General features: G+C 68.8%; 7 protein-coding genes and 1 pseudogene. 5 read left to right on the forward strand and 3 right to left on the reverse strand.

What is annotated here, in order from left to right:
* The first annotated feature begins 156 nt into the window (after window positions 1–156).
* Window positions 157–1,718 (forward strand): annotated as a pseudogene (locus G6N68_RS13870) (phytoene desaturase family protein).
* 48 nt (window positions 1,719–1,766) lie between these two features.
* Here G6N68_RS13870 and G6N68_RS13875 read toward each other — a convergent pair.
* Window positions 1,767–2,213: an SRPBCC family protein gene (locus tag G6N68_RS13875; protein WP_163713062.1), complete on the reverse strand. Its 447-nt coding sequence runs from the start codon at window positions 2,211–2,213 to the stop codon at window positions 1,767–1,769.
* 50 nt (window positions 2,214–2,263) lie between these two features.
* Window positions 2,264–3,268: a synaptic vesicle VAT-1 family membrane protein gene (locus G6N68_RS13880; protein ID WP_163713065.1), complete on the reverse strand. Its 1,005-nt coding sequence runs from the start codon at window positions 3,266–3,268 to the stop codon at window positions 2,264–2,266.
* A gap of 106 nt (window positions 3,269–3,374) precedes the next feature.
* Between G6N68_RS13880 and G6N68_RS13885 the strand changes: the two genes are divergently transcribed.
* Together G6N68_RS13885 and G6N68_RS13890 are read left to right on the forward strand one after the other, a co-directional pair.
* On the forward strand, window positions 3,375–4,637 hold the full coding sequence (locus tag G6N68_RS13885; protein WP_163713068.1) for an RsbRD N-terminal domain-containing protein: 1,263 nt from the start codon (window positions 3,375–3,377) through the stop codon (window positions 4,635–4,637).
* Window positions 4,638–4,651: 14 nt separating this feature from the next.
* On the forward strand, window positions 4,652–5,362 hold the full coding sequence (locus G6N68_RS13890; RefSeq protein WP_163713071.1) for an MBL fold metallo-hydrolase: 711 nt from the start codon (window positions 4,652–4,654) through the stop codon (window positions 5,360–5,362).
* Here G6N68_RS13890 and G6N68_RS13895 read toward each other — a convergent pair whose 3' ends face one another.
* Window positions 5,363–5,746, reverse strand: a complete 384-nt coding sequence (locus tag G6N68_RS13895) for a hypothetical protein (protein ID WP_163713076.1) — start codon at window positions 5,744–5,746, stop codon at window positions 5,363–5,365.
* Between the two features lie 195 nt (window positions 5,747–5,941).
* On the opposite strand from G6N68_RS13895, the gene aceA reads away from it, so the two are divergent.
* A complete protein-coding gene (gene aceA, locus G6N68_RS13900) occupies window positions 5,942–8,230 on the forward strand; it encodes an isocitrate lyase ICL2 (protein WP_163713079.1) in 2,289 nt (762 codons plus the stop codon).
* Window positions 8,231–9,045: 815 nt separating this feature from the next.
* On the forward strand, window positions 9,046–15,804 hold the full coding sequence (locus G6N68_RS13905; RefSeq protein ID WP_163713083.1) for a PE family protein: 6,759 nt from the start codon (window positions 9,046–9,048) through the stop codon (window positions 15,802–15,804).
* The last annotated feature ends 140 nt before the right edge of the window (window positions 15,805–15,944 follow it).

A 15,944-nucleotide genomic window follows, 5' to 3' on the forward strand; every position in this document is an offset into this window, starting at 1 on the left:
AACCCGTATTTGCATCAAAAATTTCACATTTACCTTTTCCGCTTGCGAATCACGACTAGCCAATTTCTGCTCCAGACGGAATTTTCGACGCCGCCGCCGACCGCGCGGCACACGCACGCCTTCCAATCATGTCAGTACTGACATATCGTGGGACGGATGACGGACTATGACGCGATCGTCGTGGGAGCCGGGCACAACGGGCTGACCGCGGCGGCAATCTTGCAGCGTGCCGGCCTGCGCACGTTGTGCCTGGAGGCCAACAGCTACGCGGGCGGCATGGCGGCGACCGTCGAATTGATCGACGGCTACCGGTATGAGATTGCGGGCTCGGTGCAATTCCCGACGGCCAGCCAAATCACCAAAGACCTCGGTCTGGACACGTTGCCCACCGTGGAACCCGACGTGATGTCGACCAACATCGGCGAACACGACGAAGAAGCAATGATCTTCTATCGCGATCCGCTGCGGCTGATGACCCACCTCGGCGAGAAGCACGGGTTCGAGGCCGTCACCGGCATGGCCGAACTGATCGCCTGGAGTCAGGGACCGGCAAAAGCCCTGGGCCGCTTCGATGTACGCAAGCCACCCAAGACGCTAGACGAGATGTATGCCTGTGCCGCCAATGACGCCGAACGCCGGGCGATTCACGAGATGCTGTTCGGTTCGGCGATGGACGTGATCGACCGATACCTTCCAGATAAGGAAAAGCACGCCGTAATGCGCGGGATGCTCGCCTTCCTGGCCGTCAACTCCACCTACCGCGGACCTTATACGCCCGGTAGCGCCACCTGCCTCGCCTTCGCGCTGGCGGTTCCGGATGACCACACCGCGATGATGACCAAGCTCAAGGGAGGAATCGGGGCACTCACCGAGCACCTACGCGAGTTGTTCGTCTCGCACGGCGGCGAGATTCGGTTCCGCGCCAAAGTCGAGCAAATCTTGGTGGACCACGGCGCGGTAACCGGGGTAAGGCTGCGTGACGGGTCGACCATCAGCGCACCGATCGTGGTGTCCAACCTGTCACCCGATCTCACCCTGACCGAGCTCATTGCGCCCGATCACGTTCCAGCCGAACTGGTTTCGCGAATTTCGGGTCGCGATCACCGTGCTTCGTTCGTGCAGATCCACTTTGCCCTCGACGGGCTGCCCGAGTTCGCCCCGCCATATGAATTCCTTAACGAGGCGGGCATGCAACAGTCGATCGGCTCTTCGGTTCTCCGGAAGAACAACAACTGCAATGGGAAACGGCCCGTCGGGGACTGATACCGGAGAACCCCTCGATGGGCATGCAAATCCCGTCGGTGCACGACCCCGGCATGGCGCCGCCCGGGAAACACGCCGCCAGCGCGTACGCCTACGCCTTTCCGGTCGAAGCCAGCCGCGACCAACACGGCCAGCTCAAAAAGGATATGGCACAACGCGTTATCGACAAGATCACCCGGCTGGCACCGAACTTCAAAGACATTCTCATCCGCCACATCACGTTTGCGCCCTATCACATGCAGTCCATGTTCGCCGCACCCGGCGGTGACTTCTGCCACGGGCTACTGCATCCGGATCTCATGGGCCCCAACCGCCCTGGACCCAAAGGATTTCTCGACATGCCGATTCCGATCGACGGCCTCTACCTTGGCGGCGCGGGATGTCATGGTGGTCCGGGCATCACGTTCACACCCGGCTATAACGCCGCCTACCAGGTTCTCGACGACCAGAGCTGACCAGAGCTGACCAGAGCTGACCAGAGCTGACCAGAGCTGAGCTGAGCCTCAGCCGGCCGATTTCTTGACTTCGAGCACCCTCTTGCGCAAGGCGTTGGTGGCGGTATCCATCAGCCCTTTGGCGCCCCTTTTGATCAGGAATCCGGGCAGCGGCACGCTGAGGTCGACAGTTAGCGTGAAGTGGACCCGAGTGGAGTCGCCGTCTGGGGTCAGTGTGTATCGGGCAGTCTGGGCGCGCTGCTGTTTGGCGCTGACAAGCTCCCAACTCACCCCGTCCTCGTGAACCGAGTAAGCCAGCACCTGCTCGTCACTGACCCCCGCGACCTTGACGACCTGCCGAGACTTGGTGGGACGCCCGTCCTCGTCACGCTCGAGTATCTCGATTTTGCGATGCGTCGATGACCACTCAGGCAACGACTCGAGGTCGAACAACACATCCAGGATTTCTTCGGGAGTTGCCTCGATGACAATGTCGCGGGATTCGGTGACGGCCATGCCCGGATAGATAGCCAATGCCGCCGTCAATAAACCCCGCGCGGGCCTGCTCAGGGGACCAGCACGACCTTGCCGATGTTTTCCCGGGCGGCGAGGATCCGATGGGCCTCGGGGGCTTCGGCGAACGGAACCGCCGCATGGATAATCGGCGTCAGCGTGCCGTCATTGAGCGCCTTGGCCAGTGGCGTGATCCACGGCTCCAGCGTGCCTCGGTCGTCCCACAATCTCAGCATGTTCAGGCCGATGACCGTTTTCGATTCCGAGAGTTGGTCAATCAGGTTGAATCCACGCAGCATCGCCAGCGCGTGAGGCGCCGCGCGGCGCAATGAGCGCTTCTCACCCTCCTGTAAATTCGAGATCCCGTAGCCGACAAGGCGTCCGCCCGGCCGCAGCAGATCGTAGGACCGGCGCAGCGAGGTGCCGCCCAGCGCGTCGAGCACCAGGTCGTACGGTTCGAGGCCCTTCCACCAACCGTCACGGCGGTAGTCGATCGCGCGGTCGACGCCGAACTCGGCCAGCTTCGAATGCTTTCCGGGCGAAGCGGTCCCATGTATGACGGCACCCGCTGCCTTCGCGAACTGAATAGCCGCGATGCCGACTCCACCGGCCGCGGCGTGAATCAGTACCCGCTCGCCCGCGCGCAGAGACCCGTAGCCATGCAACGCCGCCCATGCCGTCGCGTAATTGACCGGGACGGCGGCACCCTGCTCGAAACTCATCGCGTCGGGCAATTTCACCGCGTCGCCGGCGGTGACGTTGACGATCTCCGAATAACCCCCGAATCGTGTTCCGGCCAGGACCCGTTCGCCCACCCGACTGGCGTCCACGCCATCGCCTACGGCTTCGACGGTGCCCGCGACTTCGTAGCCGACCACAGCCGGAAGCTTCGGCGCATCGGGATAAAGGCCGACCCGGGCCAGGTGGTCGGCGAAATTCACACCCGCGGCGCGCACGGCGATCCGTAGTTGACCGGGACCGGGCGGCGGAGGATCGGGCCGCTGCTGCACCTGTAAGACCGAGGGGCCGCCATGCTTGGTGATAACTACTGCGCGCATTGCTTCTCCTTTGAGGCATGGCTTGCTGGCAGCCAGGATCGCATGAAAACCGGGCACTGTGTACCCAGCCCTACCCGACTGGCCCCCGGACATTTACCTTCTACACGTGGCACCGAAGCACGATGTCGATAAATACGTCGCCGTCGTTGCCCAACGACTCCACCAGCGGGTGGACACGATAGGCGACACCCTCCGCGCCGCGATCGAAGAGGCGATCACCGAACTCCCCGCTGACGCCGACGTTGCCGAATCCATGGCGGCCAGCATCGCAGGGAATCTTGAGACCATCGCGGCCGTGCTGCTCGCCGGAACGCCTGCCACAGCAGCCGATTTGCCCCTCGTCACACTCGAATTCGGCAGACTCCTTGCGCAACACGATGTTCCGGTCACCGCCTTGGTGCGCGCGTACCGGCTCGGGCAACGCCAATTGACCGAGGTGATCTTCGGCGAACTCCACAACATCTCCATGGAGCCGGAGACCAGGGTTGCCGTCATTGAGCGGCTCACCACGGTGCTGCTCGAGTACGTCGACTGGGCAGCCGAACAATTCGTCGCCGCCTACGCCGAGGAACACCAACATCGGCTGGTGCAGCAAAGCAACGTCCGAACGGCGTGGGTTCGCGGCATACTCGACGACCATCCACCCGTTGATACCGACGTCGCTGCCGAGGCAATCCGCTATCCGCTGCGATGGCACCATCTCGCCCTGATCATCTGGCGAGCCGAGACCGATGCCCGGTCCGACGAGTTCGCCCGACTCCGGCGGTTCACCGCCGATCTGGCCGCCGCGGTCGGGGCGTCGGACACTCCGCTATGCGTCGCCGCGGACCGGACGAGTGCTTGGGTGTGGTTGCCGTACCGCGACGCCCCGGGCGACGTCGTGACGAAGGTCCGCGACTACGCCGGTGCGCGCCCAGATGCGCCGGGAGTCGCGATGGGGGCGGTGGGCTCCGGGATGGAGGGATTCCGCCGGTCGCATCGGCAGGCGCAACGGGTGCGGGCGGCCGCACGAGCGCGCAACCTCGCACCGCCAGCGGTGGTCGCGGCAACGGATTCCGGCCTGTTGGCCTCGGCGCTGCTCGGCAGCAATGTGCAGGAGATCCGCGAATGGGTCGCCGATGTTCTGGGGCCACTGGCGTCCGAAACTGACGATGACGCCCGCCTGCGCCGAGTACTGCACATATTTCTGCGCGCGGACTCGGGTTATCCCGCCGCCGCGCGGGATCTCGGACTGAGCTTCACCGCGTTCAACCGCCTTGTGGAACAGGCGGTCTCGCGACGCGGCCGACCGCTCGACGACCGGCTTGATGTCGAACTCGCACTGCTTGCCTGCCAGTGGTACGGCGCCGCAGTGCTGCGACGAAATTGAGTTAGCGTTACTTGGTGCACTTCGATTGGGAACGATTGGCTGACAGCGTCTATCGCTGCCGGCTGGCGTTCTGCGACGTGACCGTCGGACTGGTGTGCGGCCGCGCCGGGGCGCTGCTGGTAGACAGCGGCACCACCCTCATCGAGACGGCGGCCATCGAGGCGGACGTGCGCGAGATCGCTGATTGTGCTGTGACACATGTCGTGTTGACACACAAGCACTTTGATCACGTCTTGGGTTCCGGCAGGTTTCGCCACGCCGAGATCTACTGCGCACCGGAGGTTGTCGACTATCTGACGTCGGCGACCGATCACCTGCGTCAGCACGCGCTCAGCTACGGGGCGGATGCGGCGGAGATCGATCGCGCGATTGCGGCGTTGCGACGCCCTCAGCATGCGGTTTCCGATGCCGTCATCGACCTCGGCGACAGGGCCGTCACGGTCGCCCATCCCGGCCACGGACACACTCGGTCGGACCTGGTGGTTGCCGTACCGCCCATTCGGGCGGGCGACCAAGTCGTGTTGTTCACCGGAGACCTGGTTGAGGAGTCCGCAGATCCCTACCTCGACGACGACTCCGACCTGATGGCCTGGCCCGCGACCCTGGACCGACTGCTGCAGATCGGCGGTCCCGACGCCGTCTACGTGCCCGGACACGGCCAAGTGGTCGACGCAGCCTTCATCCGTCGCCAGCGAGAGTGGTTGAGAGAACGCGCAGCCTGTTAGTTACACGTCACTGGCACTGGCAGCGGCACATGCGGCAACGAACTCGTCGGGATCGGTGACACTGAGGATCAGGGTGCCTACCGTCACCGACCTGCGCAGCACTTTGGCCGGGGCGGGCGGCTCGATCGTCAATTCCACCAAGCCTTTCCGCGACCCGTTGACGAGCCAACGGGATTTCCGACCGTGCACCCCCGCTTCGAACACCCGGGTGTCCGACTTCACGGCGCGCTTGATCGAGCTCAACGGGATGTCGGCGGTGAAGGCCCAGCCCATTTTGACGTGCAGACGCCCCGACTCGATTCGCAGTTCGCTGTTCCTCGGGCCGATGCCGAGCGGCGCGGCTATGGCGAGATACCAGCGGTCGAAGCGGATCTGGGCTTGCACGTGAGTGAGATTACTCGCCCTGCGCGGGCACTCTTTTGAGGCGAATTCAACGCGGTAGGCGACAACGGCTCAGCCGCGGACGCCGGCGTCGGACAGGCCCCGGCGTCGGCGGGTGATTTAGATCACTCCGTTGGGGATACACTCGGTCCGTCAGGGGAAATCGGGGCTGCAGAGCTGGAACAGGAGCGCAAGGCAATGGCCATCGCGGAAACGGACATTGAAGTCCATTCACCGTTCGAGGACGAAGTCGCTGCCACGCAGCGATACATGGAAAGCGAACGCTTTTCCGGGATCACCCGGCTCTACACAGCTCGTCAGGTCGTAGAGCAGCGGGGCACCATCCCCACCGACTACACCGTGGCACGAGAGGCCGCCAAGGCCTTCTACGAGCGGCTGCGTGAACTCTTCGCCGAGAAGAAGAGCATCACGACGTTCGGGCCTTATTCGCCCGGGCAGGCCGTGAGCATGAAGCGGATGGGCATCGAGGCGATCTACCTCGGCGGTTGGGCGACCTCCGCCAAGGGTTCCACCACTGAAGACCCGGGACCCGACCTCGCCAGCTACCCCCTGAGCCAGGTTCCCGACGACGCCGCGGTACTGGTGCGTGCCCTGCTGACCGCCGACCGCAACCAGGAGTACCTACGCCTGCAGATGAGCGAAAAGCAGCGCGCCACCGCGACGAAGTACGACTTTCGGCCGTTCATCATCGCCGACGCCGACACCGGCCACGGCGGTGATCCGCACGTGCGCAACCTGATTCGCCGCTTCGTCGAGGTCGGGGTTCCGGGCTACCACATCGAGGACCAGCGCCCGGGTACCAAGAAGTGTGGCCACCAGGGCGGCAAGGTGCTGGTGCCGTCCGACGAACAGATCAAGCGCCTCAACGCCGCCCGGTTCCAGCTTGACGTCATGCGGGTGCCCGGCATCATCGTCGCGCGTACCGATGCCGAGGCTGCCAACCTGATCGACAGTCGTGCCGACGAACGCGACCAGCCGTTCCTGCTGGGTGCCACCAACCTGAAGGTCCCGTCCTACAAGGCTTGCTTCCTGGCGATGATGCGGCGCTTCTACGAGTCGGGCATCAAGGAACTCAACGGTCATCTGCTCTACGCACTCAGCGAGGGCGAGTACGCGACCGCCAACGCGTGGCTGGAACGCCAGGGCATCGCAGGCTTGATCGCCGACGCGGTCAACACGTGGCGCGAGGGCGGGGCGCAGTCGGTCGACGACCTCTACGACCAGGTTGAGTCGCGGTTCGTGGCCGCCTGGGAAGACGACGCCGGCGTCATGACGTATGGCGAGGCAGTTGCGGAAGTACTCGAATTCGGTGAGCGCGAAGACGAACCCGCGACCATGAGCCCCGACGAGTGGCGCGCTTTCGCTCAACGGGCTTCGCTCTACGATGCGCGGGCGAAGGCCAAGGAATTGGGCGTGGACCCGGGTTGGGATTGCGAGCTGGCGAAAACCCCCGAGGGCTACTACCAGGTCCGCGGCGGCATCCCGTACGCGATCGCGAAGTCGCTGGCTGCGGCGCCGTTCGCCGACATCCTCTGGATGGAGACCAAGACGGCCGATCTGGCCGACGCGAAACAGTTCGCCGACGCGATTCACGCCGTGTACCCGGACCAGATGCTGGCCTACAACCTTTCGCCGTCGTTCAACTGGGACACCACCGGCATGACCGATGAGGAGATGAAGCAGTTCCCCATCGAGCTCGGCAAGATGGGCTTCGTCTTCAACTTCATCACCTACGGCGGACACCAGATCGACGGCGTCGCCGCCGAGGAGTTCGCGACCAACCTGCGGCAGGACGGCATGCTGGCGCTGGCCCGGCTGCAGCGCAAGATGCGGCTGGTCGAATCGCCGTACCGCACCCCGCAGACCCTGGTCGGCGGGCCGCGCAGCGACGCCGCACTGGCCGCGTCCTCGGGACGGACTGCGACCACCAAGGCCATGGGCAAGGGGTCCACCCAGCATCAACACCTGGTGCAGACCGAGGTGCCCAAGAAGCTGCTGGAGGAGTGGCTGGCGCTGTGGAGCGAGCACTACCAGCTCGGCGAGAAGCTGCGGGTGACCCTGCGGCCTCGGCGCGCCGGCTCGGACGTGCTGGAACTGGGCATCTACGGCGACGGCGACGAGCAGCTGGCCAATGTCGTGGTCGATCCCATCAAGGACCGGCATGGCCGCAGCATCCTTCAGGTGCGCGACCAGAACACCTTCGCCGAGAAGCTGCGGCAGAAGCGACTGATGACCTTGATCCACCTGTGGCTGGTAAACCGGTTCAAGGCCGACGCGGTCATCTACGTGACACCGACCGAAGACAACCAGTACCAGACCGAGAAGATGAAGTCGCACGGCATCTTCAGCGAGGTCTACCAGGAGGTCGGCGAGATCATCGTCGCGGAGGTCAACCAGCCGCGGATCGAGGAACTGCTCAAGCCGGATCGGGTGGCACTGCGCAAGTTGATCACCAAGGAGGGGTAGGCAGGCTGCGCGGCGCCTAGGGCTCGGCACACCGACGGCTCCTAGGCGCCGCACCGTCTTCTTGGGCGCCGCCGCTTCCATTCGCGGCTTCACCGGCTGTGCCCGGCACGCGCGGCCCGTGCCGCCGCAACCGCCACCGCCACCGTCTCCCAGTCCACCAGTCACATTCCAAAATTGGATAGCACGATCAGCGAATTAGCCGATCCAGTAGAGGAAATTGACGTTCGCCTCATTTAAGACCTTGCCTGGTCGCTCTGCGCTACCTATAGACCGCACCGCCACATTTTGATTTGATTGGCATTGACACGCGCACTCTGGCAGCGGCATTTCGGTCCGCCCGCTGCGGACTCCCCGCACGGCCACTGTCCCGTCGGAGTGCGTCCGCATCACTTCTTTGCTATCGCGAGTTACTGTCGACCGGGCCGTGCGCCTGTAGTCAATAGCCAGCCGCCAAAGCGGGCAGTCATCAGACACCCCGCTTTGACCACCGGTTTCGTCCTCATGCTCCAACGATTCATGGGTAGCACCTGGCGACACGAGCACAAACCCTGCCGACTCCTGGACGCCGCGTCCCACGAATCACAACCGACAACGGGCGCCTCACGGCGGCTTGCCGGTCCGCATGCAAAAAGATTGGACATGACAATATTTCAGACACCATTACATTCCTTTTGTAAAAATGGTGTGCATAACTCTTTCGGGAGATAACAGTTTTATAACAGAGAACTCAATGTGCCATTAATGCGCAATAATCCCTGCCGACAGCAAATAGCGTCGGATGTCCCTTCGCTCGCCAGAAAGCAGGGTTGAGTGCCATGTCGTTTGTGATCGCTGCACCGGAGACCCTGGCAACTGTGGCTTCGGATCTGGGGAACATCGGTTCGGCGATCAGGGCAGCCAACAGTGCTGCGGCGCTGTCCACGACACAAGTGGTGTCGGCGGCCGCCGACGAGGTCTCGGCAGCGATCGCGGCGGTATTCGGGGCGCACGCCCAGAGCTACCAGAGTTTCGCCGCCGAGGCAGCGGCGTATCACTCCCAGTTCGTACGGTCCCTGACAACTACGGCGAGCCAGTACTCAACCGCCGAATCCATCAACGTCGCGCTGACCGAGCAGGTGCTCGACGTGATCAATGCGCCCACCCAGGCGTTGTTGGGGCGTCCTCTGATTGGTAATGGCGCCGACGGGGCGCCCGGCACCGGCGCCAATGGCGGCGCCGGCGGCATCCTGTTCGGCAATGGCGGCGCTGGGGGATCCGGCGCTGCCGGACAAACCGGTGGCAACGGCGGGGCAGCCGGGTTGTTCGGCGTTGGCGGGGCCGGCGGGGCAGGTGGCGCCGCAACAACCGGAACGGGAGGCGCAGGTGGCGCCGGTGGCCCCGGCGGACTGTTTGGCTTCGGCGGCTCAGGCGGGGCTGGTGGATCCTCAGTTTCGGGCACCGGCGGTGCCGGCGGCGCTGGTGGCGTCTCACCGCTGCTTGGCACGGGTGGGCCCGGTGGCGCGGGTGGATTCTCAGCGACGGGCATTGGAGGTACCGGCGGGGCCGGCGGCAACGGCGGACTCTTATACGGCAACGGCGGGGTGGGCGGCATTGGTGGCACCGGTGGCGTCCAAGGTGGCGCTGGAGGCGCCGGTGGGGACGCGGGCTTCGTCGGAGCCGGCGGCACCGGTGGCATCGGCGGTACGGGCATGTCCGGTATCGACGGCGTGGACGGCGCGGCTCCGGGCGCAGACGGCACCAATGGCACCGCCGGAGGTGTCGCCGGCAACGGCGGAGCCGGGGGTCGGGGCGGAATTGTGTTCGGCAACGGCGGTGACGGCGGGGCCGGCGGACTCGGTGGTGCTGGCGGCTCGGGCGGCCACGGCGCCTTCGGTAACCCTGGCCTGACCGGGGGCGCTGGCGGCGACGGCGCGAACGGCGGAACCGGCGGCGTGGGCGGGGCGCCCGGCGCAGGTGGTGCCCTGTTCAGTCAGGCAGGAACCGCGGGTGCCGGCGGCGCCGGCGGGGCCGGCGGGGCAGCGGGTACCGGCGGCGCCGGAGGGCAGGGCGTGGTCGTCGGGGGAATCGCAGGCAACGGCGGCGATGGCGGCAAGGGTGGTAACGCCGGCATCGGTGGTGCCGGTGGTGCGGGCGGCGGCGCCGGTGCTCCCGCTGGCGCGACAGGCTTCACGCCCACCACCGGCGGCAATGGCGGCGCCGGTGGCGCGGGCGCCCACGCGACAACCGCCGGTGGTCACGGCGGTGCCGGGGGTCACGGTGGTGATGCCGGCTCGGTCGGCACAGGCGGCGCCGGTGGCGCCGGTGGCAACGGCATGGCCGGCGCCACGGTCAGCGCCCCAGGAGCAAACGGCAACACAGGCGGCAACGGCGGCGCAGGTGGCACCGGCGGCAATGGCGGCGCGATCTCCGGGGACGGAGGCGCCGGCGGGGTGGGCGGTGCCGGTGCGAGCGGCAGCTCCGGTGTGATGGGGGCAGCCGGTTTGGTCGGCGGTTTCGGCGGACACGGCGGTGACGGTGGAGCCGGCGGGTCAGGTGGTGTCGCGCTCGGCAAGGGTATCGGTGGGACAGGCGGCAACGGCGGTGCAGGCGGTGCACCTGGCGACGGCGGAGCTGGCGGAAACGGCGTGGTGGTCGGCGGTGTCGCGGGCGACGGCGGTGCGGGCGGTGCTGGAGGCAACGCCGGTGCCGGCGGCGCAGCAGGTTCGGGCGGCGGTGTCGGTCCCAACGCAGGCGCCAACGGCACAGCGGGCATTACACCTGGTAGCGGGGGCAACGGCGGTGCTGGCGGTGCCGGCGCCCATGCAACCACTGCCGGGGGCGCCGGCGGTAAAGGTGGCAACGGCGGTGCAGGCGGGTCCGTCGGCAACGGCGGTGCCGGCGGCGCGGGCGGTAACGGCCAGGCCGGGGCCGCCGTCGGTGCCCCAGGCGCTAACGGCAACGCGGGCGGGGCCGGCGGGGCTGGTGGAGCTGGCGGCACTGGCGGGACGACCTCTGGCGACGGCGGGGCCGGCGGAGCCGGCGGCCACGGCGGCGCGGGTACCGCCGGCGTCACTGGCGCTGCCGGAGGGGCAGGCCTCACCGGTCAGGACGGTGGTAGCGGCGGACACGGCGGCGCGGGCGGAGCCGGTGGCGTCGGCGGCGATCCTCTCGGAACGGGCAAAGGTGGCAAAGGCGGTGCCGGTGGCAACGGCGGCGTGGGTGGCGCGCCCGGCGACGGCGGAGCCGGCGGCAACGGCGTTGTGAGCGGCGGAGTCGCCGGCGACGGTGGCGACGGAGGGAACGGCGGCGCCCGCGGCATCGGCGGTGCCTTCGGCGCCGGCGGCGCGGGTGGCGGGACTGGCAGCCAGGCCGGGGCGGATGGTGCCAACGGTGCGGCAGGCAGCACCGTCCAAGCCGGCGGCCATGGCGGGGTGGGCGGCACAGGGGCATCCGCAACAGTTGCCGGCGGCGCCGGCGGTAACGGCGGCAAGGGCGGCAATGGCGGGTCGGTAGGCAATGGCGGTCACGGCGGCGCGGGAGGTAACGGGTTCGTCGGCGCGCAAGGTACCAACGCGGCCAACCCAAGCCAGAACGGCACTGCGGGCGGGGTCGGCGGTACTGGCGGAGCAGGCGGCGCCGGCGGAAACGGTGGCGCGACCTTCGGTTTCGGTGGAAGCGGCGGAGACGGCGGCAAAGGCGGCCTCGGTGGTTTCGGCGGTAACGGTGCCAACGGAACCGACGGTGGCCTTGGTCTGAACGGCGGAACCGGCAGCAATGGCGGAGCCGGCGGTGCGGGCGGCGCTGGCGGCAAGGGCGGCGCCGCAGGAACCGGCGCGTCGGGCAACGGAACCCACGGCGCGGGTGGAGCCGGGGGGAACGGCGGGTTTGGTGGGAGTGCTGGCAATGGCGGGGCCGGCGGCCTGGGCACCTTTGCTGGCGGGGGCACCGGCACCGGCGGCGATGGCGGGCAGGGCGGGGTGGTCGGCTCCGGCGGAGCCGGCGGGCAGGGCGGTGCCGGTGGCGGCACTGGAGGCGCGCAGGGCGCGGACGGCGCGACCGGTGCGCAAGGAACGGGCGGCAATGGTGGCACCGGCGGGGCCGGTGCCGCGGCGATCACCTTCGGCGGCAAGGGAGGCACCGGCGGCAACGGCGGCAACGCCGGTCCAGTTGGCAACGGCGGCACCGGTGGCACCGGTGGCACCGGTGGCACCGGCAGTCAGGGCGCCAACGCACCCGACCCCAGCCAAAACGGCGGCACGGGTGGAACCGGCGGAACCGGCGGAACCGGCGGCAACGGCGGTCAAGGCGGCTGGATTTCCGGCGTGGGGGGCAACGGCGGGGCCGGCGGCCTCGGCGGCCTCGGCGGCTTCGGGGGCGCAGGCGCCAAAGGCATCACGGGCGGCTTGGGCCTGGCCGGCGGCGACGGAAGCAACGGCGGCGCTGGCGGCGCCGGCGGTAACGGCGGTGTGGGTGGCGCCGCCGGCAATGGCGCCTCAGGCTTCGGCGCCGGCGGCGCCGGCGGTGCCGCCGGCAACGGCGGCACCGGTGGGAACGCGGGCACCGGTGGAACCGGTGGCGTAGGCACCTTCGACGGCGGGGGATCGGGAACTGGAGGCACCGGCGGCAAAGGTGGAACACCCGGCGCCGGTGGAAGTGGCGGCACCGGCGGTGCAGGCAACGGCTCCGGAGCGCCCGGTGCGGACGGCAAACAGGGCGCCATGGGCAGCGGCGGCAACGGCGGCAACGGCGGCAACGGCGCCGCCGCCACCACCGCAGGTGGTACTGGGGGCAAAGGCGGCAACGGAGGCGACGCCGGGCCGGTTGGCAACGGCGGCAACGGCGGCACGGGCGGCGCAGGCGGTACGGGTCAACAAGGAGCGAATGCTCCCGACGCCAGCCAGGTCGGAGGCACCGGCGGCACCGGCGGCGCCGGCGGAGAAGGTGGCACCGGCGGCAAAGGCGGGTCACTCTCGGGCTTTGGGGGCAATGGCGGGGCCGGCGGCACGGGCGGCGCCGGCGGCATCGGCGGTGCCGGCGCAAAGGGCGACACCGGCGGCTTGGGCTTGGCCGGCGGCGACGGCAGTAACGGTGGCGCCGGCGGCACCGGCGGCAACGGCGGAGCAGGCGGCGCCCCCGGCACCGGCATATCGGGCAACGGCGCTGGGGGTGTTGGCGGTGCCGCAGGCAACGGCGGCAGCGGCGGCGTCGCCGGTAACGGAGGGACCGGCGGCGTAGGCACCTTCGACGGCGGCGGCTCCGGCAAGGGCGGCGCAGGCGGCAAGGGCGCGACACCCGGCAACGGCGGAACCGGCGGCACGGGCGGTCTAGGCAACAGCGGCGCCGCGAACGGCGCGAACGGCACACAAGGCGCCAGGGGCACCGGCGGCAACGGCGGCACCGGCGGCAACGGTGCCAATGCCGTTATTGCCGGCCAAGCTGGCGGCGACGGCGGCACGGGCGGAAACGGCGGTGAGTACGGCAACGGCGGCACCGGCGGGAACGGCGGAAACGGCGCCGCGGGCGTAGCAGGCACCAGCGGGACGCTGAACGGCCAAAACGGCACCGCAGGCGGTATCGGGGGCGCTGGTGGCAACGGCGGCGCGGGCGGGCTTGGCGGCACGAGCTCTGGTGACGGCGGTGACGGCGGCAGCGGTGGTCGCGCAGGTAATGGCGGCAAGGGCGGAGCCGGTGGTCCTGCCAGCGCAACCGGCGGAGACGGCGGGGCTGGCGGAGTCGGCGGCTCAGGGGGCCTCGGCGGCGCCGCCCAAGCGGTTGGCGGCAAGTCCGGCTCGATGGGCGCAGGCGGAAATGGTGGGAATGGCGGCACCGGCGGCAAAGGTGGCGTCGGAACGGACGGCGCCGGAAGCGGTGTTGCCGGCACCGTCGCCGGCGCTGGCGGCAAGGGCGGGGACGGGGGTACCGGCGGTCAAGGTGGGTTCATCGCCGGTAACGGCGGCTCCGGCGGAGACGGCGGCGAAGGGGGTACCGGCGGCAAGGGCGGCGCCAGCGCCAATGGCGGCACCGGCGGTACCGGCGGCGCGGGCGGCAAAGCCGGCCTCGGCGGCACCGCCCTTTCGGTCGGCGGCCAGTCGGGCGCGGTCGGTGCCGGCGGCGCCGGCGGGAGTGGCGGCACCGGTGGCAACGGCGGCACTGGTGTCAACGGCGCCGCTGGCACGGGGGTTAGTGGCAGCAACGGAGGTCGTGGCGGCGATGGTGGCACCGGCGGTGCGGGCGGTGCGCCAGCCGTTCTGGGCGGCACCGGTGGCGGTGACGGCGGGCAGGGCGGAGCCGCCGGCAATGGCGGCACCGGCGGAAATGGGGGCACCGGCGTCAACGGCGTCGGCAACGCCGCGACGGGCGGAAAGGGAGGCAACGGCGGCGCCGGCGGAAACGGCGGTAACGGCGGTGCTGGTGGCGCCGCCGGGGGCGACGGAGCCAAGGTCGGCAGCGTTGGCGACGCAGGCAGCGGTGGGGCTGGCGGCAACGCCGGCAACGGCGGCAACGGCGGCAACGGATCCAACCCAGGTCAGATATTCAGCTCACAGGCCTCGAACGGCGGCGATGGGCAAACTGTCCACTTCCTGGGCCCCTTCGGCGACCCCAGGGGATTGGCCGGAAACGGTGGAAATGGCACTAACGGCGGTACTACCGGCCAGGCCGGGGGCAACGGCGGCAACGGCGGATGGTCCACCTTCGGCGAAGTGGGCACCGACGCGAGGGCAGGAAACGGTGGCAACGGCGGCAACGGCGGGTTCCGAGCACCTGGCGGGAACGGCGGCTGGGGCGGGAATGCCTCAAACGGCGAATACGCCAAAGCCGGCCACGGCGGCCACGGCGGTGTCGGCGGGTACGGCGGCAACGGCGGCAACGGCGGCAACGGCGGGCACAACGCGGCACCCAATGCGAAGGGGCTGAGCACAGGGACCAATGTCGTCGCAAACGGCGGCAACGGCGGTGCCGGCGGAGCCGGCGGAGGCAACGGCGGCACGGGCGGCAACGGCGGCAACGCGGCCGTTCCCCCGTTCAACGAATCTGGGGTTCTGGCCGGAGGCCACGGCGGTCACGGCGGTGCTGGCGGTAAGGGAGCTTCGCTCAGTGACGGTCAGGGCTATGGTGCCGGCGCCGGAGGGGACGGCGGTACCGGCGGCGCCGGCGGTAATGCCGGAAATGGCGGCGGTAGTGCTGTCGGCGGCGACGCCGGCGCAGGTGGTGCCGGCGGTTCCGGCGGGTTCGGGGCGGCAGGCGGCAACGGCGGCAACGGCGGCAACGGCGGCGGCACGACAGGCGGTAACGGCGGCAATGGCGGTAATGGCGGGATGGGCGGCACTGGCGGCACCGGCGGCAACGGCGGCGCCGGTGGCGACGGCGGCTTGGGCCCCAACGGCGGAATTGCCGGCGGCGGCGGTGCTGCCGGAGCTGGCGGCGAAGCCGGTCTCGGCGGCTTTGGCGGTAGCGGCGGCGCCGGTGGAAATGGCGGGGCCCCAGGCGTTTATTTCGGCAGCCCAGTCGGCGTCAGTGGCGCGACGGGCGCTGCCGGCGCCACCGGGTTCAATGGCGCGAACGGTGTCGTTGGCTCTGCCGGCAAAGCAGGGTAAACGCACCGCCGCCCACAGACCCGGGCCCACAGTTGCGGGAATCGCGTTGCGCCTATCCGCAGCGACTGACCGGCCTCGACGCCTAGCGCCGGCAGCCATTCGAGAGGCACTGACTGGCCCGACGTGTTCTGAGGGCGGCG

Source organism: Mycobacterium bourgelatii, from assembly GCF_010723575.1.
Lineage (GTDB): Bacteria > Actinomycetota > Actinomycetes > Mycobacteriales > Mycobacteriaceae > Mycobacterium > Mycobacterium bourgelatii.